Annotated in this window: 18 protein-coding genes; 6 read left to right on the top strand and 12 right to left on the bottom strand. The window is 70.2% G+C overall.

The features are described 5' to 3' along the window. Positions 1-51 precede the first annotated feature (51 nt). The 5 genes from AB0G10_RS29740 to AB0G10_RS29720 all read right to left on the bottom strand — a co-directional run bounded on the left by AB0G10_RS29740 (position 52) and on the right by AB0G10_RS29720 (position 6,053). A complete protein-coding gene (locus AB0G10_RS29740) occupies positions 52-1,179 on the bottom strand; it encodes a substrate-binding domain-containing protein (protein WP_360928878.1) in 1,128 nt (375 codons plus the stop codon). Positions 1,180-1,366: 187 nt separating this feature from the next. Then, positions 1,367-2,281, bottom strand: a complete 915-nt coding sequence (locus AB0G10_RS29735; RefSeq protein ID WP_360928875.1) for a carbohydrate ABC transporter permease — start codon at positions 2,279-2,281, stop codon at positions 1,367-1,369. After that, positions 2,278-3,207, bottom strand: coding sequence for a sugar ABC transporter permease (locus AB0G10_RS29730; RefSeq protein WP_360928872.1), 930 nt, complete (start codon positions 3,205-3,207; stop codon positions 2,278-2,280). The genes AB0G10_RS29735 and AB0G10_RS29730 overlap by 4 nt, the downstream gene beginning before the upstream one ends. Beyond that, complete coding sequence (locus AB0G10_RS29725) at positions 3,204-4,553, bottom strand: extracellular solute-binding protein (protein WP_360928869.1); 1,350 nt, start codon at positions 4,551-4,553, stop codon at positions 3,204-3,206. The genes AB0G10_RS29730 and AB0G10_RS29725 overlap by 4 nt, the downstream gene beginning before the upstream one ends. A gap of 72 nt (positions 4,554-4,625) precedes the next feature. Continuing rightward, positions 4,626-6,053 carry an NAD-dependent succinate-semialdehyde dehydrogenase gene (locus AB0G10_RS29720; protein WP_360928866.1) on the bottom strand — a complete coding sequence of 476 codons (1,428 nt, stop codon included), beginning with the start codon at positions 6,051-6,053 and terminating at the stop codon, positions 4,626-4,628. Between the two features lie 71 nt (positions 6,054-6,124). Between AB0G10_RS29720 and AB0G10_RS29715 the strand changes: the two genes are divergently transcribed. Beyond that, complete coding sequence (locus AB0G10_RS29715) at positions 6,125-7,576, top strand: alpha-amylase family glycosyl hydrolase (protein ID WP_360928863.1); 1,452 nt, start codon at positions 6,125-6,127, stop codon at positions 7,574-7,576. On the opposite strand, the gene AB0G10_RS29710 is transcribed toward AB0G10_RS29715, so the two are convergent. Beyond that, positions 7,535-8,011, bottom strand: coding sequence for an NUDIX domain-containing protein (locus AB0G10_RS29710; protein WP_360928860.1), 477 nt, complete (start codon positions 8,009-8,011; stop codon positions 7,535-7,537). The genes AB0G10_RS29715 and AB0G10_RS29710 overlap by 42 nt on opposite strands. A gap of 43 nt (positions 8,012-8,054) precedes the next feature. Between AB0G10_RS29710 and AB0G10_RS29705 the strand changes: the two genes are divergently transcribed. Then, positions 8,055-8,675 carry an L-threonylcarbamoyladenylate synthase gene (locus AB0G10_RS29705; protein ID WP_360928857.1) on the top strand — a complete coding sequence of 207 codons (621 nt, stop codon included), beginning with the start codon at positions 8,055-8,057 and terminating at the stop codon, positions 8,673-8,675. On the opposite strand, the gene AB0G10_RS29700 is transcribed toward AB0G10_RS29705, so the two are convergent. The 4 genes from AB0G10_RS29700 to AB0G10_RS29685 all read right to left on the bottom strand — a co-directional run bounded on the left by AB0G10_RS29700 (position 8,664) and on the right by AB0G10_RS29685 (position 16,838). Beyond that, the gene (locus AB0G10_RS29700; RefSeq protein WP_360928854.1) at positions 8,664-9,869 is read right to left on the bottom strand and encodes an SGNH/GDSL hydrolase family protein; all 1,206 of its coding nucleotides are present in this window, start codon (positions 9,867-9,869) and stop codon (positions 8,664-8,666) included. The genes AB0G10_RS29705 and AB0G10_RS29700 overlap by 12 nt on opposite strands. Before the next feature lie 193 nt (positions 9,870-10,062). Continuing rightward, positions 10,063-11,166: a lytic polysaccharide monooxygenase gene (locus AB0G10_RS29695; protein WP_360929014.1), complete on the bottom strand. Its 1,104-nt coding sequence runs from the start codon at positions 11,164-11,166 to the stop codon at positions 10,063-10,065. 18 nt (positions 11,167-11,184) lie between these two features. Continuing rightward, positions 11,185-14,106 (bottom strand): glycoside hydrolase family 48 protein, encoded by a 2,922-nt coding sequence (locus AB0G10_RS29690; RefSeq protein ID WP_360928851.1) that lies wholly within the window; start codon positions 14,104-14,106, stop codon positions 11,185-11,187. A 68-nt stretch (positions 14,107-14,174) separates the two neighbouring features. Further along, positions 14,175-16,838 carry a cellulose binding domain-containing protein gene (locus AB0G10_RS29685; protein WP_360928848.1) on the bottom strand — a complete coding sequence of 888 codons (2,664 nt, stop codon included), beginning with the start codon at positions 16,836-16,838 and terminating at the stop codon, positions 14,175-14,177. Between the two features lie 352 nt (positions 16,839-17,190). Between AB0G10_RS29685 and AB0G10_RS29680 the strand changes: the two genes are divergently transcribed. The 4 genes from AB0G10_RS29680 (at position 17,191) to AB0G10_RS29665 (ending at position 22,250) form a co-directional block, all read left to right on the top strand. Further along, positions 17,191-18,543, top strand: a complete 1,353-nt coding sequence (locus tag AB0G10_RS29680; RefSeq protein WP_360928845.1) for a UDP-glucose/GDP-mannose dehydrogenase family protein — start codon at positions 17,191-17,193, stop codon at positions 18,541-18,543. A 359-nt stretch (positions 18,544-18,902) separates the two neighbouring features. Continuing rightward, positions 18,903-20,270, top strand: a complete 1,368-nt coding sequence (locus tag AB0G10_RS29675; RefSeq protein ID WP_360928842.1) for an ABC transporter substrate-binding protein — start codon at positions 18,903-18,905, stop codon at positions 20,268-20,270. A 94-nt stretch (positions 20,271-20,364) separates the two neighbouring features. Continuing rightward, positions 20,365-21,342 carry a sugar ABC transporter permease gene (locus AB0G10_RS29670; RefSeq protein WP_360928839.1) on the top strand — a complete coding sequence of 326 codons (978 nt, stop codon included), beginning with the start codon at positions 20,365-20,367 and terminating at the stop codon, positions 21,340-21,342. After that, positions 21,342-22,250, top strand: a complete 909-nt coding sequence (locus AB0G10_RS29665; RefSeq protein ID WP_360928836.1) for a carbohydrate ABC transporter permease — start codon at positions 21,342-21,344, stop codon at positions 22,248-22,250. The genes AB0G10_RS29670 and AB0G10_RS29665 overlap by 1 nt, the downstream gene beginning before the upstream one ends. 119 nt (positions 22,251-22,369) lie before the next feature. Here the strand turns inward: AB0G10_RS29665 and AB0G10_RS29660 are convergent, their stop codons facing one another. Both AB0G10_RS29660 and AB0G10_RS29655 read right to left on the bottom strand, forming a co-directional pair. Next, on the bottom strand, positions 22,370-23,824 hold the full coding sequence (locus tag AB0G10_RS29660) for a DHA2 family efflux MFS transporter permease subunit (protein ID WP_360928833.1): 1,455 nt from the start codon (positions 23,822-23,824) through the stop codon (positions 22,370-22,372). Continuing rightward, positions 23,821-24,435, bottom strand: coding sequence for an NAD(P)H-dependent oxidoreductase (locus AB0G10_RS29655; RefSeq protein ID WP_360928830.1), 615 nt, complete (start codon positions 24,433-24,435; stop codon positions 23,821-23,823). Before AB0G10_RS29655 ends, AB0G10_RS29660 begins: the two co-directional genes overlap by 4 nt. Between the last annotated feature and the right edge of the window lie 6 nt (positions 24,436-24,441).

Genomic DNA, 24,441 nt, shown 5'->3' with positions numbered 1-24,441 from the left:
CCGCCGCCCCTGCCCGGGCGGGTCGGGAGGGGCGGGCGGGTGGTGCCGGGGCTAGCTGATGCCGGCCTTGTTGCAGGCGGTCTTGAACTTCGCGGTGCAGAGGTCCTTCACCGTGACGAAGCCGCTCTGCACGACCTCCTTGATGTTCGCCTTGGTGATCGCCTGCGGGGGCAGCTTCACGAACGGCACGTAGGCGCCCGACTCCGGGTCCTTCAGCTTGTCGTCGACCGGCGTCTTGACGTTCTTGTACAGGTTGATCGCGAGCTTGGCGGCGGCGTCCGCCTCCTTCTTCACGTCCTTGTACACGGTCATGCACTGGTCGCCGGCGAGGATGTTCTGCAGGCCCTGGGTGGTGGCGTCCTGGCCGGTCACCGGGACGGCGCCGGCCATGTTCTTCTCGCGCAGCACCTCGATGGCCGCGTTGCCGAGGCCGTCGTTGGCGGCGAGCACGCCGTCGATGTTCGGGTACTGCTTGATCATCTGGGCGAAGATCTCGCGGCCCTCGTCGTTGTCCCAGTCCGGCACGTACTGGTCCGGGCCCTTGGTGAACTCGGCCTGGTCGAAGTACGGCTGGAGGATCCGGTCGTAACCGTTCTTGAACAGCGTCGCGTTGTTGTCGGTCAGCGACCCGTTCAGCGAGGCGACGATCGGGTTGTTCTTCTTCTTCGCCTTGAGGCAGCTGACCAGGCCCTGGGCCTGCAGCTCGCCGACCTTCTCGTTGTCGAAGCTGACGTAGTAGTCGGCGCCGCCGTTGAGGGTGAGCCGGTCGTAGTCGATGACCGGGACGCCCCGGGACTTGGCGTTGTCGATCACGGCCTTGCCGCTCGCGGCGTCCAGGTTCGCGATGATGAGGACCTTGGCGCCCTCGTCCAGCATCTTCTCGCCGAGGCGCTTGAACTGCTCCTTGTCGCCCTCGGCGTTCTCGATGGTGAACGGCACCTTCGCCGCCTCGAACGCGGCCTTCAGGTACTTCGGGTCGTCCGAGCCCCAGCGCTGCGAGCTCTTGGTGTCGGGCAGGATCACGCCGACGCCGCCGTTGCCGGAGGACTGGCCGCCACTGCTCGTGGTCGCCGAGCCACTGTCGCCGGAGTCACCGGGATCGGTGCCGTCGTCACAAGCGGTGAGTGTGACCGAGGTCAACAGGCCTGCGGCGACCAGGGCGAGCAGAGACTTGCGCATGGCGATCTATGTCCTCTCAGGGGGTCCCGAGCTGCGGTGGGGCGCTGAACGGCCCGCCTAGTATCGGCCAGCGCGGAACCGGGACAGCGTCGGGTGGGGGCCAGAGCAACAAGATTATTCATTTCTCTGCGGTTACTGCCAAACAATCACTCGGCGTAACCGCTTGATGACCGCCCCGTACCGGTCGTCACGCTTTCTCGGCGCCGGCCGTCAGCCCTTCGGTGAGCAGACGCTCGGCCGCGAAGAATAGGATCACAATGGGCACCGTCAGCACAACGGAACCGGCCATCAGGACGGTCTTGCTGACCTCGATGCCACCGGAGAGCTGCGCCAGGCCGAGCGAGACCGTCCAGTCGGCGCGGTCCTCCACCAGGAACAGCAGCGCGAAGAGGAATTCGTTCCACGCGATCATGAAGACGTACAGGGCGTTCGCCATGACGGCCGGGGCGGCGAGAGGGAGGACCACCTTGCGCAGCGTCTGCAGCCTGCTGTACCCGTCGACGGCCGCGGCCTCCTCGAGGCTCTGCGGGATCGTGCCGAGGTAGTTGCGCAGCATGTAGATCGAGACCGGCACGGTCTGCGCGATGTAGACCAGCGTGAGGCCGCCCAGCGAGCCGCGCAGCCCGAGCCGGGTGAAGAGCACGAAGAGCGGGATCGCCAGCAGGATCGACGGGAACAGGTAGACCGACAGGAACAGGAAGTGGATCTGCCGGCGGCCGGTGAACCGCAGGCGGCTCACGGCGTACGCGCCGGGGATCGAGACGAGCAGGGTGAGCCCCATGGCGGCGATCGAGACGATCGCGGAGTTCGCGAGGAACTTGAGGAAGCCCTGGCCGCCGTCCTCGGCCGAGGCGAGCACCTCACGGTAGGTGCTGGTGGTCCACTCCGAGGGCGCGATCCAGAGCTGTCCCGGGTCCTGGAGGAGCTGCTCGATCGGGCGGATCGAGAGCAGCAGCATGTAGAGGAACGGGAAGAGCGTCGTCACCAGCAGCACGATGATCACGATCGGGCGCAGAACCGCGAGGACCCGCGCCTCGACGGTGGCGCGGTCGAAAGAGGTGCCGCGGCCGGAGGCGGTGCCGCGGCCGGAGAAGAAGCTCATTCCTCCACCTTCGGGGCGAAGAACCGCAGATAGATCACCAGGAGCACGACCAGGCCGGCCGCGAGGACGAGGGCCTGCGCCGCGGCCGCGCCGACGTCGAAGCGGGCGGTGAGGAACTCGTAGACCCGCACGCTCACCACCTCGGTGCCGGCCTGGCCGCCGGTCAGCAGGTAGACGTCGTCGAACTTGTTGAACGTCATGATGAAGCGCAGCACGCAGAGCAGCGCGATCACGGCGGAGAGCTGCGGCAGCAGGATGTGCCGGAAGACCTGGGTGGGCGCCGCGCCGTCGACCCGGGCCGCCTCCTCGAGGTCCTGCGGCACGGCCTGCAGCCGGGCGAGCAGGAAGAGGAACGCGAACGGGAAGTACCGCCACGACTCGAACGCGATCACGGTGAGCAGGGCCAGCGGGATTTCGACGTGCCAGCCGAGCAGGTCGAGGGCGTACTCCCGCTGGCTCAGGAACGCGATCGGGCGATCCCACCCGAGGAACCGGGCGCCCCAGTCGTTCACGAGACCGAACTGCGGGCTGAGCAGGACGGTCCAGACGAACGTCATGGCGACGACCGGGGCCACGTACGGAAGAAGGACCGACGCCCGGACCAGGGTCCGGCCGCGGAAGCGGCCCCGCAGAGCCAGCGCCGCGACCAGGCCGATGGCGATGGATCCGAACGTCGAGCCGATCGTGTAGACCACAGTGGTCCACAGCGACGACCAGAAACCGGGCGAGGTCAGCACGGTCTCGAGGTTGGCCAGGGTGTACTCGCCGAAGACGCCCGCGCGCCGCAGGTTGATCAGCCGGATCCGCTGGAAGGCCAGCATGACCGTCCAGAGGATCGGCAGCACCACGACGACCAGGACGACGATCAGCGTGGGTGAGAGGTAGGCGAGCCCGGCGCGGTTCTCCTGTTGCCGCAGGGTCCTCACTCGAGGGACTTCTGGATCGTCTTCACGTCCTCGGCGGCCCGCTGCGCCGCGGCCGGCGGATCGAGCTCCCCGGTCGTCATGCCGTTGATCGCCTTGGGCACCGGCAGCTCGCCGAGGGTGGCGCCGACCAGGGCGCCCTGCTTCTGCGGGAAGCCCCACCGCTGGAAGGTGTCCGGGCTGGACTCGAGCGCGTCCAGGAAGTCGGCCGGGTAGATCTCGGCGAGCGGCTTCCTGGTGTCGACGCCGGCCGGCAGCGACTGCCAGGCCGTCTCCGAGGACCGCACCGGGATCTTGCCCTCGGGCGCGATGCCGAGCCAGTCGCCGTAGCCCTCGTTCAGCATGTAGGCGACGAACCGCTTGGCCGCGTCGGTCTGCGCGCCGCCCGCCGTGATCGCCCAGCTGGTGATCTCGCCGAACTGGGCGGGCTTGCCCCGCGGGCCGGACACCGCGGTGACCACGCCGGTGTTCTTCGCGAGCCAGGCGGGGTCGCTCTCGCACTCGGCGCAGGTCGGCAGGGCGTCGTTGCGCAGGCCGGCCAGCTCGTCGAGGAGGAACGAGGACCAGACCACCATGGCCGCCTTCCCGGCGAAGTAGGTGGCCCGGGTCGTGTCGACGTCCTGCGCGCCCGGCACCGACCACTGCCGCACCAGGTCGTCGTAGAGCTGGAACGTCTCGACGCACTGCGGCGAGTCGAGCAGCACGTTCTTCGCGTCGTCGACGAGCTGGCAGTCGTTGCCGAGCGCGAGGTTCTCGAACGTCTGCTGGGTGAAGGCGTCGTTCCCGACGGTGGCGAGGGCGATGCCGGCCACGTCCTTCGAGTTCAGCTTCTGGGCGGCCGCGCGGATGGCGTCGTACGACGACGGCGCCGCCAGCCCGGCCTTCTCGAACAGGTCCTTGCGGTAGAACAGCAGCTGCGCCCAGCCGTCCGAGGGCACCGCCCACTGGTCGCCGTCCTGGCCGGTCAGCGCGAGCGCCGGGGCCGAGAACGAGTCGGCGCCGAGCTGGTCGACCACGCCCTTCGCGGCGGCGGTGTCGAGCAGCTGCTGGCTCGCCATCTGCGCCACCGCGGCGAGCGGCAGCGCGCCGACCACGTCGGGCAGCGTCCCGGCCGCCGCGGCCGAGGTGATCAGGCTGCTGAACTGGTTCTCGTCGGTCGCCACGATCTTCACCGGGATGCCGGACGACTTGGTGAACTCGTCGGCGATCCGCTGCGTGGCCTGGACCCGGTCGGTGAGGTTCTCCAGGCTCCAGACGGTCAGCGTGCCGTCGTCGCCGGAGTCGTCGTCGCCGCAGGCGCCCATGGCGAAGAGCAGGAGAAGGGCGGCGGCGGCTCGTCGGGCAAGCATGATGTCCTCCCCGTTACGCATCGATAACGAAGAACGTAAGCCCGCCGCCGCCCTTCCGCTACTCGACAAGCCCTACCAGGTGACGGCGATGTACTTGGACTCCAGGTATTCGAGCAGCCCCTCGTGGCCGCCCTCCCGGCCGATGCCGCTCTGCTTCACCCCGCCGAACGGCGCCGCGGGGTCGCTGACCAGGCCCCGGTTCAGGCCGACCATGCCGGCCTCGATCGCCTCGCTCACCCGCAGGCCGCGGGCCAGGTCGCCGGTGTAGAGGTACGCCACCAGGCCGTACTCGGTGTCGTTGGCGAGCCGGATCGCCTCCTCCTCGCCGGTGAAGGTCACGATCGGCGCGACCGGGCCGAAGATCTCCTCGCGGAGGATCGCCGCGTCCGGGCCGACGCCGGTCAGCACCGTCGGCGGGTAGTAGAAGCCCGGGCCGTCCGGCCGGCTGCCGCCGGTGACCGCCGAGGCGCCGGCGTCCAGCGCGGACTTGACGAGCCCGTCCACCTTCGCCACGGTGTCCTCGTTGACCAGCGGGCCGACCTGCGTCTTCTCGTCGGTGCCGGGGCCGACCACGAGGCCGGACATCCGCTCGGCGAGCTTCCGGGAGAACTCCTCGGCCACCGGGGCCTCGACGAAGAACCGGTTCGCCGCGGTGCACGCCTCGCCGCCGTTGCGCATCTTCGCGATCATCGCGCCCTCGACCGCGGCGTCCAGGTCGGCGTCCGCGAAGACCAGGAACGGCGCGTTGCCGCCCAGCTCCATCGAGGTGTTCACGACGCCCTCGGCGGCCTGGGCGAGCAGGATCCGGCCGACCTCGGTGGAGCCGGTGAAGGACAGCTTGCGGACCCGCGGGTCCTTCAGCATCGTCGCGACGACCTTGCCGGAGCTGCGCGACGGCAGCACGTTGACGACGCCCTCGGGCACGCCGGCCTCGGCCAGGATCGCGGCCATCGCGAGCGCCGTGAGCGGGGTGTCGCTGGCCGGCTTGAGGACGACGGTGCAGCCGGCCGCGAGCGCCGGGCCGATCTTGCGGGTGGCCATCGCGGCCGGGAAGTTCCACGGCGTGACGAGCACGCACACGCCGACCGGCTGGCGCACCACGAGCAGCCGGTTCGCGCCGGACGGGGCGGTCGCGATCGTGCCCTCGCCGCGGACGGCCTCCTCGGCGAACCAGCGGAAGAACTCGGCCGCGTACGTCACCTCGCCCTTCGCGTCGACGAGCGCCTTGCCGTTCTCCAGGCTGATCAGCTTCGCGAGCTCCGTGGCGCGCTCGGTCATCAGCTCGAACGCCTTGCGCAGGGCTTCCCCTCGTACCCTCGGCGGGGTCTTCGCCCAAGCCGGACCCGCCGCTGCGGCCGCGTCCACCGCGGCGATCGCGTCCGCCTCGCCGCCGTCCGCGACCGAGGCGATCGTGTCGCCCGTCGCCGGGTCGAGCACGTCGAAACGGCTTCCCGAGCCGGCCGGCACCCACTTGCCGCCGATGAACAGTTCGGTCTCCACAACGGGCTCCTTCGCTCGTGCTGTCTCGCCTCAGCTTGCTCTCGATCGCCCCGTCCCGCCACGCTGATGGTATGACCGGCGACTGGTGGCAGAGCGGCGTCGTGTACCAGGTCTACCCAAGATCATTCGCGGATGGCAACGGGGACGGGGTCGGCGACCTCGCGGGCCTGACGGCCCACCTCGGTCATATCGCCGGGCTGGGTGCCGACGCGATCTGGATCACGCCCTTCCAGGTCTCACCGCAGAAAGATCATGGGTACGACGTGAGCGACTACACGGACGTCGATCCCCTCTTCGGCTCGCTCGACGACTTCCGCGCGCTCCTCGGCCGGGCGCACGAGCTCGGCCTCCGCGTGATCATCGACATCGTGCCGAACCACTGCTCGTCCGAGCACCCGATCTTCCGGGCGGCGCTGGCCGGCGACGAGTCGGCCCGGCAGCGGTTCCACTTCACCAGCACCCCGAACGACTGGCCCAGCGTGTTCGGCGGCCCCGCCTGGGAGCCGGCCGGGGACGGCACCTGGTACCTGCACCTCTACGCCCCGGAGCAGCCGGACTGGAACTGGCGGGACCCGCGGACCGCGCCGTTCTTCGACGACGTGCTGCGGTTCTGGTTCGGCCTCGGGGTCGACGGCATGCGGGTGGACGTGGCGTACGGGCTGTTCAAGGCCCCCGGCCTGCCGCCGCTGCCGCCGGACGTCACGCCGTCGCCGGGCCGGCTGCGGTCCAACCCGCTCGCCTGCGACCAGCCGGAGACGCCGGAGGTCTACCGGCGCTGGCGGGAGATCGCCGACGGGTACGACCCGCCGCGCGTGCTGATCGGCGAGGTCAACCTCGAGCCGGCCCGGGCGGCGCGGTACACCGGGCCGGACCGGCTGCACCAGGCGTTCGCGTTCGGCTTCGTGGTGGCGCCCTGGGACGCCCGGGCCTGGCTCGCCGCCGGCACCGCGCTGCTGGAGCACCCGCCGGTCACCTGGGTGGCCGAGAACCACGACGTGGTCCGGGCCCCGACCCGGTACGGCACCCCGGCCCGCGCCCGGGCCGCCCTGCTCACGATCCTCGGCCTGCCCGGCGCCGCCTACCTCTACCAGGGCCAGGAGTACGGCCTGCCGGAGGTCGACGTGCCCGAGGCGGACCGGCAGGACCCGGCGTGGCGCCGCTCGGGCATGTCCCGGGACGGCTGCCGGGTGCCGCTGCCCTGGCCGGAGGGCTTCGCCGCGCCGCCCTGGCTGCCGGCGCCGGACGGCTGGGAGCGGTACCTGGACTCGCCGTCGCTGCCGCTGACCCGGGCCGCGATCGCCCTGCGCCGCGATCTGCGCCCGGACCCGGCCGATCCGGTGGAGTGGTCGGTCGACGGCGACGACCGGCTGATCGCCCGGCACCGCGCGTTCACGCTGGTCGTCGCGATGGGCGCCGGCCCGGTGCCGCTGCCGGACGGCGAGGTGCTGATCAGCAGCGATCCGCTGACCAGGGACGGGCTGCTACCGGCCGGCGCCGCCGCCTGGGTCCGCCCGGTCGCGTAGCCGGTCGATCACCGCGGCCAGGCCGGGCGGCTCCACCTGGTCGGGCAGGCCCGGCAGGTCGGCGGGCGCCACCCAGCGGTGCTCCAGCAGATCCATCTGCTCGTAGTCCATCAGCCCGTCCCGGACCACCGGCGGCCGCGCCGTGCCGAAGAAGGCCGCGAAGAACTGCTCCGGGCCGGCGAAGAGCCGGCCCTTCCAGGTGAACTCCCGGTGCACGTCGAGGCTGGCCGGGCGGATCGCGGCGCCGTCCAGGCCGGTCTCCTCGGCCAGCTCGCGGCGGGCCGCCTCGAGGGGCGTCTCCCCCGGGTCGATGCCGCCGCCGGGCGGTTCCCACAGGCGATGGCCGTCGGTCGGATCCTCCCAGCGCAGCAGCAGGATGCGGCCGTCGGCGTCGAAACACACGATGCGTACGGCTGGGCGGTGCACGCTACTCATGATCGGACTCTAAGCTGAACCGAGTGGCCCTAAAATGAATCAAGTGGCCAAGTACTTCGACGTGCACCCGGACAACCCGCAGCCGCGCAGCATCCACCAGATCGCCGACCTGATCCGCGCGGACGGGCTGATCGCCTATCCGACCGACTCGTGCTTCGCGCTCGGCTGCCGGATGGGCAACAAGGACGGCCTGGACCGGATCCGCGCGATCCGGCATCTGGACGACCGGCACCACTTCACCCTGATGTGCCACGACTTCGCCCAGCTCGGCCAGTTCGTGCAGATCAACAACGCGCTGTTCCGGGCCGTGAAGGCGTCCACGCCGGGCCCCTTCACGTTCATCCTGCCCGCCACCAAGGAGGTGCCACGGCGTCTTCTCCACCCCAGGAAGAAGACCGTCGGGGTACGGATCACCGGCCACGTCACCGCCCAGGCCATCCTCGCCGAGCTCGGCGAGCCGCTGGTCTCCAGCACGCTGCTGCTGCCCGGCGAGCCGGAGCCGATGACGCAGGGCTGGGAGATCAAGGAGGCGCTCGACCACAGCGTCGACGCGGTCGTCGACTCGGGTGAGTGCGGCACCGAGCCGACCACGGTGGTGGACCTGTCCGACGGGGTTCCGGAGATCCTGCGGGTGGGCGCCGGTGACCCCGCGCTATTCGAATAGATCCAGGTCGACCGCGTTCGCCAGCGCCTCCATGCCGGCGTCGTTCGGGTGCAGGTGGTCGCCGCTGTCGTAGGCGGCGAGCATCCGGTGCCGCGCGGCCGGGTCGCGCACGGCCGCGTCGAAGTCGGCGACGGCGTCGTACTCCCCCGATCCGCGCACCCAGGCGTTGAACGCCTCCCGCTTCGCGCGCTTGTCCGGGGTGTCGAAGGCCGGCCGGTACCCGCCGAACGGCAGCAGCGTCCCGCCGATCATGGTGAGACCCGCCTCCCTGCCCTTCGCGATCAGCTTCCGGTGCCCGGCGATCAGGTCGGCCGCGGTGGCCGAGGTGGCGTGCCCGAAGTCGTTCACCCCGAGCAGGACGATCACGTGGCTGACCGCGGGGTGGGCCAGCACGTCCCGGTCGAAGCGGCGCAGGCCGGCCTCGCCGGACCAGGCGTTGGCGCCGGCCCGCCCGGTGCGGCCGAACGGCCCGGCGAGCAGGCGGTTCCCGCTGATCCCGGCGTTCAGCACGGCACGGTCGGCGCCGCCGGCGCGCAGCCGGCCGGCCAGCAGGTCCGGCCAGCGGTGGTTGGCGTTCTCGACGGTGCTCACGCCGCGGGTGATCGAGTCGCCGAACGCGACGATCGCCGTGGTGGTGCGGCGGGCGCGGACGCTCACGCCGGTCAGGAACAGGTACGTGCCGAACGGCTTGCCGACCGGGTTCACCTCGGCCGTGACGTCGCCGGGGACCACCGTGTTGGTCTGGAAGGACCGCGGGGTGATCGTGCCGATCTCGGTCCGCTCCGGCAGGTAGAGGCTGATCACCAGGTCCGCTCCGGGCGGGACGATCAGCGGGGCGGCGTCGCTGAGCAGGGTGCCGCCGGCCGGGATGACCGCCTCGGCGCGGCCCGCGAAGGTGAGCCGCTGGCCGGTGCCGGGGACGATCGCGCAGCTCGTCCCGGTGCCGTCGCGCAGGCCGAGGCTCGCCGCGCCGACCCGTACCGGCGTGCTGCCGAACTCGTTGCTGAAGCGGACCTGGGGCTGGTCGCCGCCGACGCTGGTGTGGACGACCTGTCGTACCGTCTGGTCCTCGAGGCTGTAGCGCTGCTTCTCGCTCTGCGCGGTGACCGGCGCCGACCAGGTGGCGGCGCGGGCCGGGACCCGGACGGTCGGATGCCGCTGGCCCGCCGTGCCGGGGGTGGCCGCGAGCACCACCGCGCCGGCGCCGCCGAGCAGCAGGGCACGGCGGCTGGTGGCCCGGGCCGCCCGAACCAGGCCGGGGCTGACGAGAAAGTTTTTCCGCTTTATCCCGGTAAGCTAAATAACTCCCCCGGGCCCCGTCAAGTCGTCGATTGCGGGACCGCCACCCGGCGGTGCGACGATAGCCACACCGCCGGGTGACCCCCTGTCAGCCCGTCGTGCAGGTGAGGTTCTGCACTGTGGCCGCGGTCGAGCCCGAGGCCAGGAATCCGAAGGTGGTGTGACCGTTCGCCGGGACCGCGGCGTTCCAGGTCTCGTTCGTCACGGTCGTCAGCGACCCGCTCGACGTGGCCTTGCCGCTCCACGCCTGAGCCAGGGTCTGGCCGCCCGGGAAGGTCCAGGAGACCTTCCAGCCGTTCACCGGCGTCGTGCCGGCGTGCACCATGACCTCACCCTGGAAGCCGCCCGACCAGGACGACGTCACGGAGTACATCGCGGTGCAGCCGCCGGGGTTCGACGGGTTGCTCGGTGACGGGGAGCCCGGGTTGCTCGGTGACGGCGAGCCCGGGTTGCTGGGCGACGGCGACGCCGGGTTGCTCGGCGACGGCGAGGACGTCCCGCCCCCGCCGATGCCGGTGACCTCGCCGTTGCCGCCGTCGAAGACCACGTCCGAGCAGCCGTAGAAGGTCTCCTGGCTGTCCGAGCGCGACCACACCGAGTAGATCAGGTGCCGGCCGGTCTTGCCCGAGGGCAGGGTGCCGTTCCAGTAGTAGTGACCGTCGTCGGTGCCCGGCCCGCCGTTCGCGGGCGGGTTGGTGACCTGGTCGAACGGGGTCGGCTCGAGGTCACCCCAGGCGAGCGGCTTGGTCGGGTCGTACCCGTTCTTGGTGATGTAGAGCGAGAACGTGCCCGGGTGCTTGGCCCAGTTGTTGTACTTGAACTGGACGTTCCGGCCGGCCGTCAGGTGGGTGACCGGCCAATCCGTGCGGGCCAGGTTGAAGCCGGTGAAGTTGTACGGTCCACCGGTCCCGCCGCTGCACAGCTGGCCGTCCGGGAGGAATCCGTTCACCCGGCCGGCGCCGTCCGAGCGGAGCACGGCGAACCAGTTGTAGAGCGAGGTCACCCCGCTCTGCGCCACCGCCGCGGCACAGGCCGCGTTCTTCGGCTCGATCGCGCCGGTCTGCGGGTTGCGGCCGTCCTGGTAACAGAACCAGGTCCGGCTGCCCGGGACCTGGATGGCCCCGTGTGCCTGCGCACTGCTCTGCACGGCCAGGATCCCGGCCGCCGCGGCGAAGAACACCACCGCCAGCATTCTCAGATATCGCATTCGTCAGCCCTCCGGGAACAGCCGGGCGTAGTCGGCGTAGCCGGTGGCCACGTCGACCTGGGCCCAGAATCGGTGGTAGTTGAACGTCGGCGCCGCGCCGCCGTTCAGGTAGGCCTGGACCTTCGGGAAGTCCGGGTCGCTGCGGTAGAAGGACCGGATGTCGAGGAACGAGACGCCCGGCTTGATCACGTCGCCGTTCGGCATCGTGCCGGTCCAGCCCTGCGGGATGTAGATGCCCTGCCCGGTGGAGGCGTTGTAGGCGTCGTCCATCCGGTTGTAGTCGGCCCGGGTCTCGGTGACCGAGACGCCCTTCGCGTCCTTGTACGCCCAGATCGCGTCCAGCAGGCCCTTCGCGGCGGTCTTGGCCTGCGCGTTGCCGGACTTGGCGGCGTAGTAGGCGAGCAGCTTGGCGAACGAGCCCGCCACGCCCAGGTCCTGGCCGTGGCCGGTGACCGTGACGTGCAGGTTGGTGTTCGCCTGCGGGTTCGACGCGTTCCAGGTGTTCGGCGCGCCGGACCACTCCATCTCCGACGGGATCGAGAAGCTGGTCGCCCCGATCGTGGAGTTCGCGAGCGCCCACGGCACCCACTTGTCGAGCACGGCCTTGGCCTTGGCGTTGCCGGTCACGTAGTAGTACTCGGCCAGCCGCTCCAGGGACCAGGTCTGCATGCCGAACCAGCGGTTCGACGGCGGGTCTGCGTAGACCGGGGCCTCGACGTACGCGAGACCGTAGAACGTCGGCGTGCCGGCCGGCCGCGCCGAGTAGTTGCCGTTCCAGCTGTTCGTCGCGCCACCGGCGATGGCGCCCTCGGAGGACTGCAGCCACTGGTAGAACTCGAGCTGCCGGTCCAGGCTGGCCTGCCAGTCCGCCTTCGCGGTCGGCGACTTCGGCGTGAACGCGCTGACGTTGGACAGGATGTACGCCGCCATCGGGTTCTGGTAGCCGAAGTGGCTGGTGCTGGAGCCGATCCGCCACGCCCAGCCGGCGCTGGTGTCGTACGCGCCGCCCCAGGCGTAGTACCAGGACATCAGGTTGCTGGAGCTGTTCTTGCCGGTGCCCGCCGGGCAGCTGGTGGACGCGCAGCCGGGCTGCTTGAAGTACTTGTCGTAGAACGAGTACCGCAGGTAGTCACCCATCTTGGCGGCCTTCGCCACGGCGTCCGAGATCTGCGACGCCTTGCCCTGCTGGGTGGCCCAGGTGTACGCCCAGTACGCCGCCTGCACGGCACGCGCGTCGGCGTCCGGCGCGTTGGTGTACTTCCACTGCTTCGCGTACGACGAGTCCTTGGTGAACAGGTCGAGGAAGCCGTTCGTGCCGCCGTGCGCGAACGTGTCGCAGGACGGCTGCGGCACGGTCTCGAACACCGACTCCTGCGGGCCGCGCTGGAAGGTGTTGATGTAGACGACCCGGCTGGTCTCGTCGCCGCAGTGGCCGAAGCCGTAGGTGTTGTCGACGTCGAGCAGCCAGTGCATGCCGTAGATGTCGTCGGTGCCGTACGCCGCCTTCAGCTCGGCCGCGAGCGGGTCGGTGCCGACCGAGACGCCCTGGTCCAGCTGGGACGGGTACTGCGACGGCGACGGGTACTCGGCCGCGTAGGTGGCCGGCTTCTGCGCGTTGTAGTTGGCGTTCGTCGGCTGGTCGGCGTGCGACGGGATGATGTACTTCTCCATCGTCGCCCAGGCGTTGTTGAACGGCGCCCAGTCACCGCTGGCCTGCCCGTGCTCGGCCTCCAGCCAGAGCCAGTAGCTGAACGCCTCGCTGGTCGTCTCGTGGCCGTGGTCGGGCGCCTCGTTGATCAGCGTCTCGATCGAGTGGTACGGCACGCCCTCCGGGCTGAAGTACCCGTTGGCCGGGTTCTTCAGGTCGTTGTAGAGCTGGGTGAACCGGGCGTCGACGGCGCCCTCCTCGACCACCGAGACGCTGAGCTGCGCCGCGGTGTAGCCGCTCGCCGTGGCCGCGATGGTGGCCGTCGAGCCGGCCGTCGCCGAGCTCGCCGCCGCGACCGTGACGGCCTGGCCGGTGTTCCAGTTCGACGGCGTGAAGGTGAGCGAGGCCGGCGTCGCGGTGACCGCCGTGGTGCCGGCGCTGCGGGCCACCGCCACGGTGACGTTGGCGGCCGGCGCCTTGCTCAGCGCCAGCTTGAACGAGCCGCTCGCGCCGGGGGAGATCGCCAGCGAGGTGGCGTCCGCGACGATCGACGGGGTGGTCGCCGCGTCGACGAAGACCGGCACGTCGGCGGTGCTGCTCTTGACCCCGGCGTTGTCGTAAGCGACGGCCTGGAGGTGGTAGGCCGCCGACTGCGCGGGCACCCCGTCCCAGGTGTACGCGTAGGGCGCCGTGGTGTCCGAGCCCAGCAGCAGGCCGTCGTGGTAGAACTCGACCCGGCTGATGGTCTGCCCGCTCGCCGCGGTGGCGGTCGCCGCGATCGGGATCGAGGCCGGCGCGGTGTACCGGGTGTTCGCGGCCGGGCTGCTGATCGACACGGTCGGCACGTTCGCGGTCCGGTTGCAGGCCGTGCCGTTCAGCGTGAACGCGGTGGGGACCGGGTTCGCCGAGGTGAACGTGCCGTTGAAGCCGGTGCCCACGGTGGCGTTCGTGGCGAGGCCGCCGTTCCAGGCGGCGTTGCTCACGGTGACGTGCTGCCCGGTCTGGCTGTAGACGCCGCTCCAGCCCTGCCCGGCCTTCTGCCCGGCCTCGGGGAAGTCGAACTCGAGCTTCCAGCTGGTCAGCGGGTCGCCGGTGTTCTTGATCTGGATGTCGCCGGTGAAGCCGCCGGGCCACTGGCTCTGCACCTTGTAGACGACGGTGCAGCCGGCCGCGGCATAGGCCGGTGCGCCGGCTGCGAGAACCGCGCCGGCGCCGAGAACGGCGGCGCCGGTGACGGCGAGTCTGCGGCGCAGACTCTCTCCTGGGGGTCTGATCACGGGGATCCTTTCCGCTGCCCCGGGCGGCGCCCGGTCCCGCGGGACCGGGCGCCGCCGTCAGGGACGGGCTACGGGGTGGTGGAGCAGGTGATCGGGGAAGGGATGGGGTTGGTGGTGCCGGTGGTGCCGCCGAGGAATCCGAAGGTCGTGGAAGCCCCGGACGCGAGGACGCCGTTGTAGCCGGCGTTCACGACGGAGACCGCGGTCCCGGACTGGGTGGCGGTGCCGCCCCAGCCCTGGGTGACGGTCTGGCCGCCGGTGTAGGTCCACTTGACGGTCCAGCCGGCCGTGGCGGCCGGGCCGGTGTTCTTGACGGTCACCTCGCCCTGGAAGCCGCCGGTCCACTGCCCGGTCACCCGGTAGGTGGCGGTGCAGCCCGCGCCCGCGCTCGGTGAGGTGGACGGCGAGACCGAGGGGGATGACGAGGGGGAGGAGGACGGGGAGGACGAGGGCGACGAGGAGGACGCCGAGGGAGTGGGGCTGCTGGGCCCGCCCTGCCGGTCCGCGTAGAGGATCCCCCGGCCGTTGGTGCCGAGGTAGACCCGGCCGTAGATTCGGGGGTCACCGGCCAGCGCGTCGCCCGCGTTGCCGTACTGGTGGGCGTCGTCGTTGATCCGTACCCATGCCGCCCCATCGTTGTCCGAGCGGAATACCCCGTCCACGCCGTCGACCGTGCCGACCAGGAAGACCGCGGGACGGGTCGCGCCCGGGGCGGCCTTGCCGAACGCCACGTTGATCCCGGACGCGACGGTCGGGACGGCGGTGAAGGTCGCACCGGAGTCCGTCGAGCGCAGCAGCCCGGTCTCGCCGGCCAGCCACACCTCACCGGCGACGCCCGGGACGGCCTTGAAGTTGACCCGCCCGGTGCCCGGCATGGCGGCCGGCGACGCCGCGAACGTCGCCCCGCCGTCGGTGCTGGTGTAGAACCTGCCTCCGGCGTACCCGTAGAAGGTCTTGGGGTCGACCCTGTCGGATTCGACCTTCGCGCCCGCCGGAATCCCGGTCGAGGCCGTCCAGGTGCTGCCCCGCGTGGTCGAGTAGTGCACGCCGGTGCCGGCCGGCGACCAGACCACCGCGTTCGCGTCGGCGCCCACCGCCACCGAGCCGCCGCCGGTCACGCCCGACGGCTCCTGACCCTGGTACCAGCTCTTGCCGCCGTCGTTGGAGATCCCGATGTGCGGCGCCGTCTCGGCGTTGCCGACCCGGACGAAGAACGACGGGCTCAGCTCGGCGAAGTCGAGGCCGGTGTTGCTGCCCAGCGCCGGGGTGTCGTGGAAGCTCGCCGGCACCGTGTCGAGGTCGGCGTGGTGGAAGCCGCCGATGTCGCCGAGCGCGCTGACCAGCGGCGCCCCGGTCGGCGGGCTGGCGAGGTCGAGGACCGCGGTCTCCTCGAGCCCCTTGGCGAACGGCTTGATCGTGAAGGACGTGCCGGCGTCCCAGTTGGTCAGCTGCGTGGTGCCGTAGAGGGTCGCGCCGGTGCCGTAGAACATCCGGTTCGAGTCGAACGGGTCGATCGCGAGGGACTCGTTCATCCAGCCGAGCTTCGGGCTCTCCTCGGGCGGCTGCGCGGTGCTGTTGAAGTCGAGCCACGGGTTCGCCGAGATGTCCATGGTGTAGCGCTTGGTCCGGCTCGGGTAGCCGTTCCAGTCCCAGGCCCGGGTCCAGGTGGCGCCGTAGTCGGTGCTCCGGAAGAAGATCGCGTCCGGCCACCAGGAGATCTGGGTGGCGACCATCAGGGTGCCCGGCTTCTTCGCGTCCACGGTGAGCCCGGAGTAGCCGAAGTAGCGGTCCGCCACGGGCATCGGCGAGATGTCGGTCCAGACGCCGGTCCCGGTGTCCAGCCGCGCGACCTGGCCGGCCCCGCCGTCGTACGGGCCGCCGGTGTCGCTCGTCGCGATGAACAGGTACCTGCCCTGCACCACGCCCTTGTGCGCGAGGTACCCGGTCGGCTGGCCGGGGATCCGCTCCCAGGTGGCGCCGCCGTCGAGCGAGCGGTAGACCGGGTTCTCCTTGTCCGCGACGCCCACGTAGATCCTCGGCGAGGCGGGGTCGAAGGTCACCCAGGTGAGGCCCTGGTTCTGGCTCTGGTAGCCGCTGGTGTCCGAGGGGTCGGCCACGTAGTTCCCCACGTTCGGGAAGTTCGCGACCTTCGCCCAGGTCACGCCGTGGTCGGTGCTGCGCCAGAGGCCGTTGCCGCCCTCGGCCGCGAAGTAGACGTTGCGGTTGTCCCGCGGGTCGACGGCGAGCCGCTCCCCCATGCCCCGGCCCGGCATGTTGCCGCCGACCTTGAACGGCAGGACGGTCTTCTGCCAGGTGGCGCCCTTGTCCGAGGAGCGCAGGATCGCGCCGTTGTTCGGATCCCAGCCGTTGGTGTACATCCCGGCCGCGGCGTAGACCCGCTTCGTGTCGACCGGGTCCGGCGCGATGCTGAGCACGCCGTTGTAGCCCCAGTCGTCCTGGCCGACCCAGTCCAGCAGCGGGGTCCAGCTCTGCCCGGACTGGTTCCAGCGGTACGCGCCGCCGATGTCCGTGCGCGCGTAGACGAGGTTCTGCTCGCCCGGGTTGAAGACGACGCCGGGAACGAATCCGCCACCGTCGATCCGGACGTTCTTCCAGGTGTAGGGCTCCGCGGGAGCGGCGCTGGCGGTCCGCGGGCCGGCCACCACGACCGCCACGGCGGTGGCCACGAGCGCGAGGGCGGCGACCACGGCGCCGCCGGGGGACCTTCGCATGCGATGCCTTTCATAGACAGGCTTTTATGTGGGAGCGCTCCCAGAAGCGTGGGTCCCCGTCATCGCCGTGTCAAGAGCCGGAAACTCCGCGTTGACATGGTGCGAAACCACGCGATCACTCAGAGTGATCGCGTGGATTGATCGTTCAGCGGCGGGGGAATTCCGCCGATCCGGGTCGGGCAATCGGCGGGATGAGGGGCGCATAGATGGACAAATCGCCGGGAATTCGGCTGTGTATCATTCGGCGGAACGCGCAGCCCGGCGCCACCCCAGACGCCGGGCACCGTGGAGGCGGGCCGCAACCCGGGTACGTGGCGTAACCACGTTCCCGTGTCGCGGCGGAGGAGATCGCATGAAGGTTTGTGTTGTCGGTACCGGCTACGTCGGCTTGACCACCGGGGTGAGTCTCGCCTTCCTGGGGCACGAGGTGACCTGTGTCGATCTCGACCAGGCGAAGGTGGACATGCTGTCGGCCGGCCGCTGCCCGATCTACGAGCCCGGCATGGAGGATCTGCTCGCCGAGGCGGCCTCCAACCTGACGTTCACCACCTCCTACGCCGACGCCGTCCCGGGCGCCGACGTGGTCTTCGTGGCGGTGCAGACGCCGTCGGCCGCCGACGGCAGCCCCGACCTCCGCTACCTGCGCAGCGCCGCGGAGAGCGTCGCCCGGGCCCTCGACCACGACTTCACCGTCGTGGTGAACAAGTCCACCGTGCCGATCGGCAGCGGCAACTGGGTCGACGCGATCCTGCGCGACTCCTTCGAGGGCCGCGCCGGCGTGGAGTTCGCGGTCGCCTCCAACCCCGAGTTCCTCCGCGAGGGCAACGCCATCGCCGACACCCTCTACCCCGACCGGATCGTCATCGGCTCGGACAACCCGCGCAGCCTCGAGGTCCTCAACCGCCTCTACCGGCCGATCATCAACCAGACGTTCACGCCGCCGACCTTCCTGCCGCGGCCCGAGGACGTCAACGCGGTGCCGCTGGTCTCCACCGATCTCGCCTCGGCCGAGCTGATCAAGTACGCGGCCAACGCGTTCCTGGCCCTGAAGATCAGCTACGCGAACGAGATCGGGCAGCTGGCCGCGAAGGTCGGCGCCGACATCACCGAGGTGGCCCGGGGCATGGGCCTCGACCAGCGGATCGGCTCGCGGTTCCTGCAGCCCGGCGTCGGCTGGGGCGGCTCCTGCTTCGGCAAGGACACCAAGGCCCTGATCGCGACCGCCTCCGAGTACAACCTCGAGATGCCGATCGTGAAGGCGGCCCGCGACGTCAACCAGCGGCAGCGCGCCATCGCCGTGGAGCGCCTCCAGGACGAGCTGCGCATCCTCAAGGGCCGCAAGATCGGCCTGCTCGGCCTCGCGTTCAAGCCGAACACCGACGACCTGCGCGACGCGCCGGCGCTGGACATCGCGAACTCGCTGATCGCCCGCGGCGCCCGGGTGAAGCTGCACGACCCGGTCGCGACCGAGCGGTTCCGCACCGAGCAGCCGGAGCTCGCGCCGTTCCTGACGCCGAGCATCGACGAGCTGTTCGCCGACTGCGACGCCGTCGTGCTGGTGACCGAGTGGGCGCAGTACCTCGAGCTGGACTGGTCCAAATTCGTCGGCCTGATGCGCACCCCGATCCTGCTGGACGGCCGGCACGTGCTCGACGCCGAGCGGATGCGACGAATCGGTTACAAGTACCTCGCCGTCGCCGGCTGACCCGCCGTACGTCCTTACCGCCGCGGTGGCCGAGAGGCCGCCGCGGCGGTTCGCATTTGCGGCTTAAGCGCGTTCCGACGGACCTCAGCAAAACCGACTCATCGCCGGTTTACGGGTGGAAAAATCAGGGTAAGGCCGGATATAGGAACCGACTCGAAGTAGACTCTTCCGTCAATCTCCTTAACCGGTTAAGGTGCCAGGGTGTCGCAGCGATATCGTTACCGACTCGATCACGACGAAATCATTGCGCAACTTGCTGGTTACCTCTTGACTGTTGGTCAAGAAGCGCTTCGGACGGCGGCGTCACTCCGGGATCAAACGGTGGGACGCCGGAGGCGCTATATGACATAGGGAGCGGTATGTTCGGTCAACGTGGGAGTTCGCGATCCCGGGTCGCGCTCGCCGGTGCCCTCAGCGTCGGTCTGGCGTTCAGCCTGACCGCCTGCGGCGACAGCGACGATTCCGAGAGCGGTACCACCGACAGTTCGGCGGCAGCGATCGACTGCGCGCCTTACACGGCGTTCGGCGACATCAAGGGTAAGACGGTCACGATCTACACGGGCATCGTGACCCCGGAGGACACCCCGCACAAGGAGTCCTACAAGCCCTTCGAGCAGTGCACCGGCGCCACCATCAAGTACGAGGGCGACAAGGCCTTCGAGACCCAGGTCCTGGTCCGCGCGAAGGCCGGCAACCCGCCGGACCTCGCGTTCGTGCCGCAGCCGGGTCTGCTCCAGCAGCTCGTCGCCACCGGCAAGGCCGTCGAGGCTCCGGCCGAGACCGCCGCCAACGTCGACAAGTGGTTCGGCGAGGACTGGAAGGCGTACGGCACGGTCGACGGCAAGTTCTACGCCGCGCCGCTCGGCGCCAACGTGAAGTCCCTGGTCTGGTACTCCCCCTCGGAGTTCAAGGACAGCGGCTACACGGTTCCGACCACCCTGGCCGACCTGCAGACGCTGACCGACAAGATGGTCGCGGACGGCAAGAAGCCGTGGTGTGCCGGCATCAGCTCCGGTGAGGCGACCGGCTGGCCGCTCACCGACTGGGTGGAGGACTTCGTTCTCCGCACCGCCGGCCCGGAGACCTACGACAAGTGGGTCAAGCACGAGATCCCGTTCAACGACCCGCAGATCGCCGCCGCGTTCGACGCCGTCGGCGGGTACCTGAAGAACGAGAAGTACGTCAACGGCGGTCTCGGCGACGTCAAGAGCATCGCGAGCACCACCTTCCAGGACGCGGGTCTCCCGATCCTCGAGGGCACCTGCTCGCTGCACCGCCAGGCCAGCTTCTACGCGGCGAACTTCTCGAAGGACACGAAGGTGGCCGAGGACGGCGACGTCTACGCCTTCTACCTGCCGGGTCAGGACGCCTCCTCGAAGCCGGTCCTCGGTGGTGGCGAGTTCGTCCTGGCGTTCGCGGACCGTCCGGAGGTCAAGGCCTTCCAGACGTACCTGTCGAGCGACGTGTGGGCCAACACCAAGGCGAAGCTGTCGTCCGGCTGGGTCAGCGCCAACAAGGGTCTCGACCCGAACAACCTGACCAACCCGATCGACAAGCTGTCGGCGACCATCCTGCTCGACCCGAACGCGACCTTCCGCTTCGACGGCTCGGACATGATGCCCGCCGCGGTCGGCTCGAACGCGTTCTGGAAGCAGGCGACCAGCTGGATCACCGGCCAGGACACCAAGACGACGGTGGACAACATCGAGAAGGCTTGGCCGCAGTAATGGGCTGATGCACCACCAGGGCCGGTCGGGTCTCCCCGACCGGCCCTACCAGTCTCTTTTATCGGTCACTGCCGCCCAGGGAGGAACGGGCAGAGTGTTCACCACCGCCTCCACCACCGCCGACAAGCTCGTGCAGATGTTCGCGGCGATCCTGTTGTTCGCCGCCGTCGTCGGGGTGATCCTGTTCATCGCCGGTCGTTTCACCGGCAAACGCGACAAGTTCGTCGCGTACCTCTACCTGGCCCCCGTCGTGCTGATGCTCAGCGTGGGCCTCCTCTACCCCGGTCTTCGCACCATCTACGAGTCGTTCTTCAACGCCGCAGGTGATGCGTTCATCGGGATCGACAACTACAAGACCATCTTCACCGACTCGGAGCAGCTCGTCGTGCTCCGGAACACGGCGTTCTGGGTGCTCCTGACGCCGTTCGTGGCGACCGGCGTGGGCCTGCTCTACGCCATCCTGGTCGACAAGGCGCGGATGGAGTCGTTCGCCAAGGCTCTGATCTTCCTGCCCATGTCGATCTCCTTCGTCGCCGCGTCGGTGATCTGGAAGTTCATGTACGAGTACCGCCCCGACCAGGGCAACGTGAAGCAGATCGGCCTGGTCAACCAGGTCATCGTCTGGCTCGGCGGCAAGCCGGTCCAGCTGCTGATCGACTCGCCGCTGAACACCTTCCTGCTCATCATCGTGATGATCTGGGTCCAGGCCGGCTTCGCGATGACCGTGCTGTCGGCCGCGATCAAGGCGATCCCGGACGACATCGTGGAGGCCGCCCGCCTCGACGGCGTCACCCCGTGGGGCATGTTCCGCTTCGTGACGCTGCCGGCGATCCGCCCGGCGGTGGTGGTCGTGCTGACGACCATCGCGATCGCCACGCTCAAGGTCTTCGACATCGTGCAGACGATGACCGGCGGCCGCTTCGACACGAGCGTGATCGCCAACGAGTTCTACAGCCAGAGCTTCCGCAGCGCCAACCAGGGTCTCGGCGCCGCGCTCGCGGTCGTGCTGTTCGTCCTCGTGATCCCGATCGTCGTCTACAACATCCGGCAGCTTCGCCGTTCGGAGGCGTGATGACCACCGTCACCCCAATCACCACCACGCCATCGGTCACCCCGGAGAAGGTCTCCGCGGCGGCGAAGGCGAAGAAGAAGCTCACCTCGCCGTGGGCGTCGCTCGTCGCGCTGGTCATCGCGGTGCTGTGGACGCTTCCCACGTTCGGTCTGCTGGTCTCCTCGTTCCGGCCGGAGCGGGCGATCAAGACGACCGGCTGGTGGACGTTCTTCTCCGACCCGAAGGTGACGTTCGAGAACTACCAGGCGGTCTTCGACCCGGACAGCATCAACCTGGCGAACTTCTTCCTGAACACGATCGTCATCACGCTGCCGTCGGTGATCATCCCGCTCTGCCTGGCGTCGCTCGCGGCGTACGCGTTCGCCTGGATGAACTTCCCGGGTAAGAACTTCCTGTTCATCGCGATCTTCGCCCTGCAGATCGTGCCGCTGCAGGTCACCCTGATCCCGCTGCTGACGCTCTACGTCGACATGGGGATCGCGAACACCTTCTGGACGCTCTGGCTGTCCCACTCGGCGTTCGCGCTGCCGCTGGCGATCTACATCCTGCACAACTTCATCAAGGAGGTGCCGTCCAGCCTGATCGAGGCGGCACGGATGGACGGTGCGGGACACGTGGCGATCTTCTTCCGGGTGCTGCTGCCGCTGCTCACCCCGGCCCTCGCCGCGTTCGGCATCTTCCAGTTCCTCTGGGTCTGGAACGACCTGCTGATCTCGCTCACGTTCGCCGGCGCGCCGGAGATCTCCCCGATCACCGTCCAGCTGTCCAACCTGAGCGGCACCCGCGGCACGGCCTGGCACCTGCTCTCCGCGGGCGCCTTCGTCTCGATCATCGTCCCGGTGACGGTGTTCCTGCTGCTCCAGCGCTACTTCGTCCGCGGCCTCCTGGCCGGTAGCGTCAAGGGCTGACGCCCGAGCTCCACCGAAGGCCGCGCCACCCGCCCGGGGGCGCGGCCTTCGCCTTTCCCACCCTCTTTTCCCGGTACGCCGGAAGCACCGCTCTTCCGGCGCCTGGCGGCACCAGCGGGTCACCCACCGGTTGCCGGGACGCCGGCCCGCACCGGATCCGGGGCCGGGCGCAGCGATCGGACGGCGATCGTCGCGCTCACGGCCAGCAGCGCCACCGGCAGCAGGAAGGCGCCGCCGACCGCCAGGGCCAGGTCCGGGCGCAGCGCATCCCGGGCCGCCGGGTCGAGCGCGAGCATCCCCGCCACGCCGTCCGGGACGTGCGCCGTCACCAGCGCGCCGAGCAGGACCGCCACGGCGGCGCCGCCCACGGCCGCGGACAGCTGGGACGACAGGGCGAAGAGGCTCGTGCCCTTCGGCGTGGTGGCGTTCTCCAGGTCGCGCAGCGCGATCGTCATGGTCGGCATCAGGGTGGCGCCGGATCCGGCGCTGAGGACCACCCAGGCCGCCACGATCCACGGGTATCCGGCGCCGGTCATCATCGCCGCCGCGAGACCGGCGCCGCCGAGCAGGCCCAGCGAGGTTCCGGTCAGGACGATGCGGCGGGGCGGCACCCGGTCGACCAGGCGGGTCGCGACCTGGGCGACCAGCCCGACCGCCACGGCCTGGGGCAGCGCCAGCACGCCGACCAGGGAGGCCGGGTCGCCGTTGACGGCCTGGACGTACAGGGGCAGCACCGCCATCGACCCGAAGTAGCCGGCGGCGAACGTGGCCAGCACCCCGAGACCGGCCCGCAGCAGTGGCCGGGACAGCAGACCCAGGTCGACGATCGGCTCCGCCACCCGCCGGGCCCGCCGGACGAACGACGCCAGCAGGACCAGGCCGGCGGTCAGAACCAGGACGGCCGTGGATACGGGGGTGCCGGGGCGATCGAGGAGCGTTCCGCCGTACACGAGAAGGATCGCACCGCCGGAGAGCCCCATGAGACCCGGCCAATCGACGCCCGGCGTCTCCGCGGACGGGACCGAGCGGGGCAGGAGACGGGCGCACACCGCGACCGCGACCAGGCCGAGCGGGATGTTGATCAGGAAGATCCAGCGCCACGACGCCGACGAGATCAGCCAGCCGGCCAGCGGCGGCCCGAACACCGGGCCGATCACCAGGGGCAGCACCAGCAGGCTCATCAGCCGGCCGCGCTGCTCCCGCGGGACGGCCCGCAGCCCGATCGCCTGGCCGACCGGGTTGAGCAGCCCGCCGCCGAGACCCTGGAGGAACCGGAAGACGGCGAGGGAGGCGACGCTCCAGGCCAGGCCGGCGCACGCGGAGAAGACCGTGAACACCAGCAGCGCGGTCAGGTAGACCCGGCGGGCGCCGAACCGGGACGACGCCCAGCCACTCAGCGGGATCACCGCGACGAGCCCGAGCAGATACCCGGTGGTGACCCACTGCGCCGCCGCGAGCGGCGCGTCCAGCCCGGCCACGATGGCCGGCACCGCCACCACGGTGACGGTCGTGTCGACGACGACCATGAGGCCGCCGAGCGCGAGGGTGAGCCCGAGGGCCCGTACCGGCCTCATCGTGCGAAGGGGCGCTCGCGGCGGGCCGTCCGCAGCAGGCTCCCCCACCAGGTGAGCTCACCGACCGCCGCGTCGAAGGCGGCGTCCACCCCGTCCGGCGCGGTGTAACCGGCCGGGCCGAGATCGTTCCACGGCTGCCGCAGACCGACCACCCGCCGGGTCGTGACCATGTGCAGCTCCGCGAGGACGCCCCGCAGGTGCTCGGTGGCGAGCAGGCCGCCCTGGACGCCGTAGGACACCACGGTGGCCGGTTTGAACATCCACTCCCGGTAGTGCCAGTCGATGAGTCGCTTCAGAGCGGCCGGGTAGCTGTGGTTGTACTCCGGCGTGACCAGCACGAACGCATCGGCCGCGTCGATCCGCTCGGCGACCGGTGAGCCGGAGCCGCCGCCGGGCCGCAGATCGGCGTCGTCCGGGAGCGCACAGTCGGCGCAGTCGATCAGGTCCAGTTCGGCAGCGCCGCCCGCGGCCGCCCGGAAAGCCGCCCATTCGCTGATCGCGCGGCCCATCCGCTGGTTCCGCACGCTCCCGCTGATCACCACGATCCGCAGCGGGTCGGCCGGCCGCTCCCCGGTCGCCGCGGGCTCGGAGGGCAGACTAGTCGTCGTCATGTGGCC

The organism is Actinoplanes sp. NPDC023714, assembly GCF_040639855.1.
Lineage (GTDB): Bacteria > Actinomycetota > Actinomycetes > Mycobacteriales > Micromonosporaceae > Actinoplanes.
The sequence above is the reverse complement of the archived record's forward strand: the minus strand, read 5'-3'. Positions and strand labels throughout refer to the sequence as shown.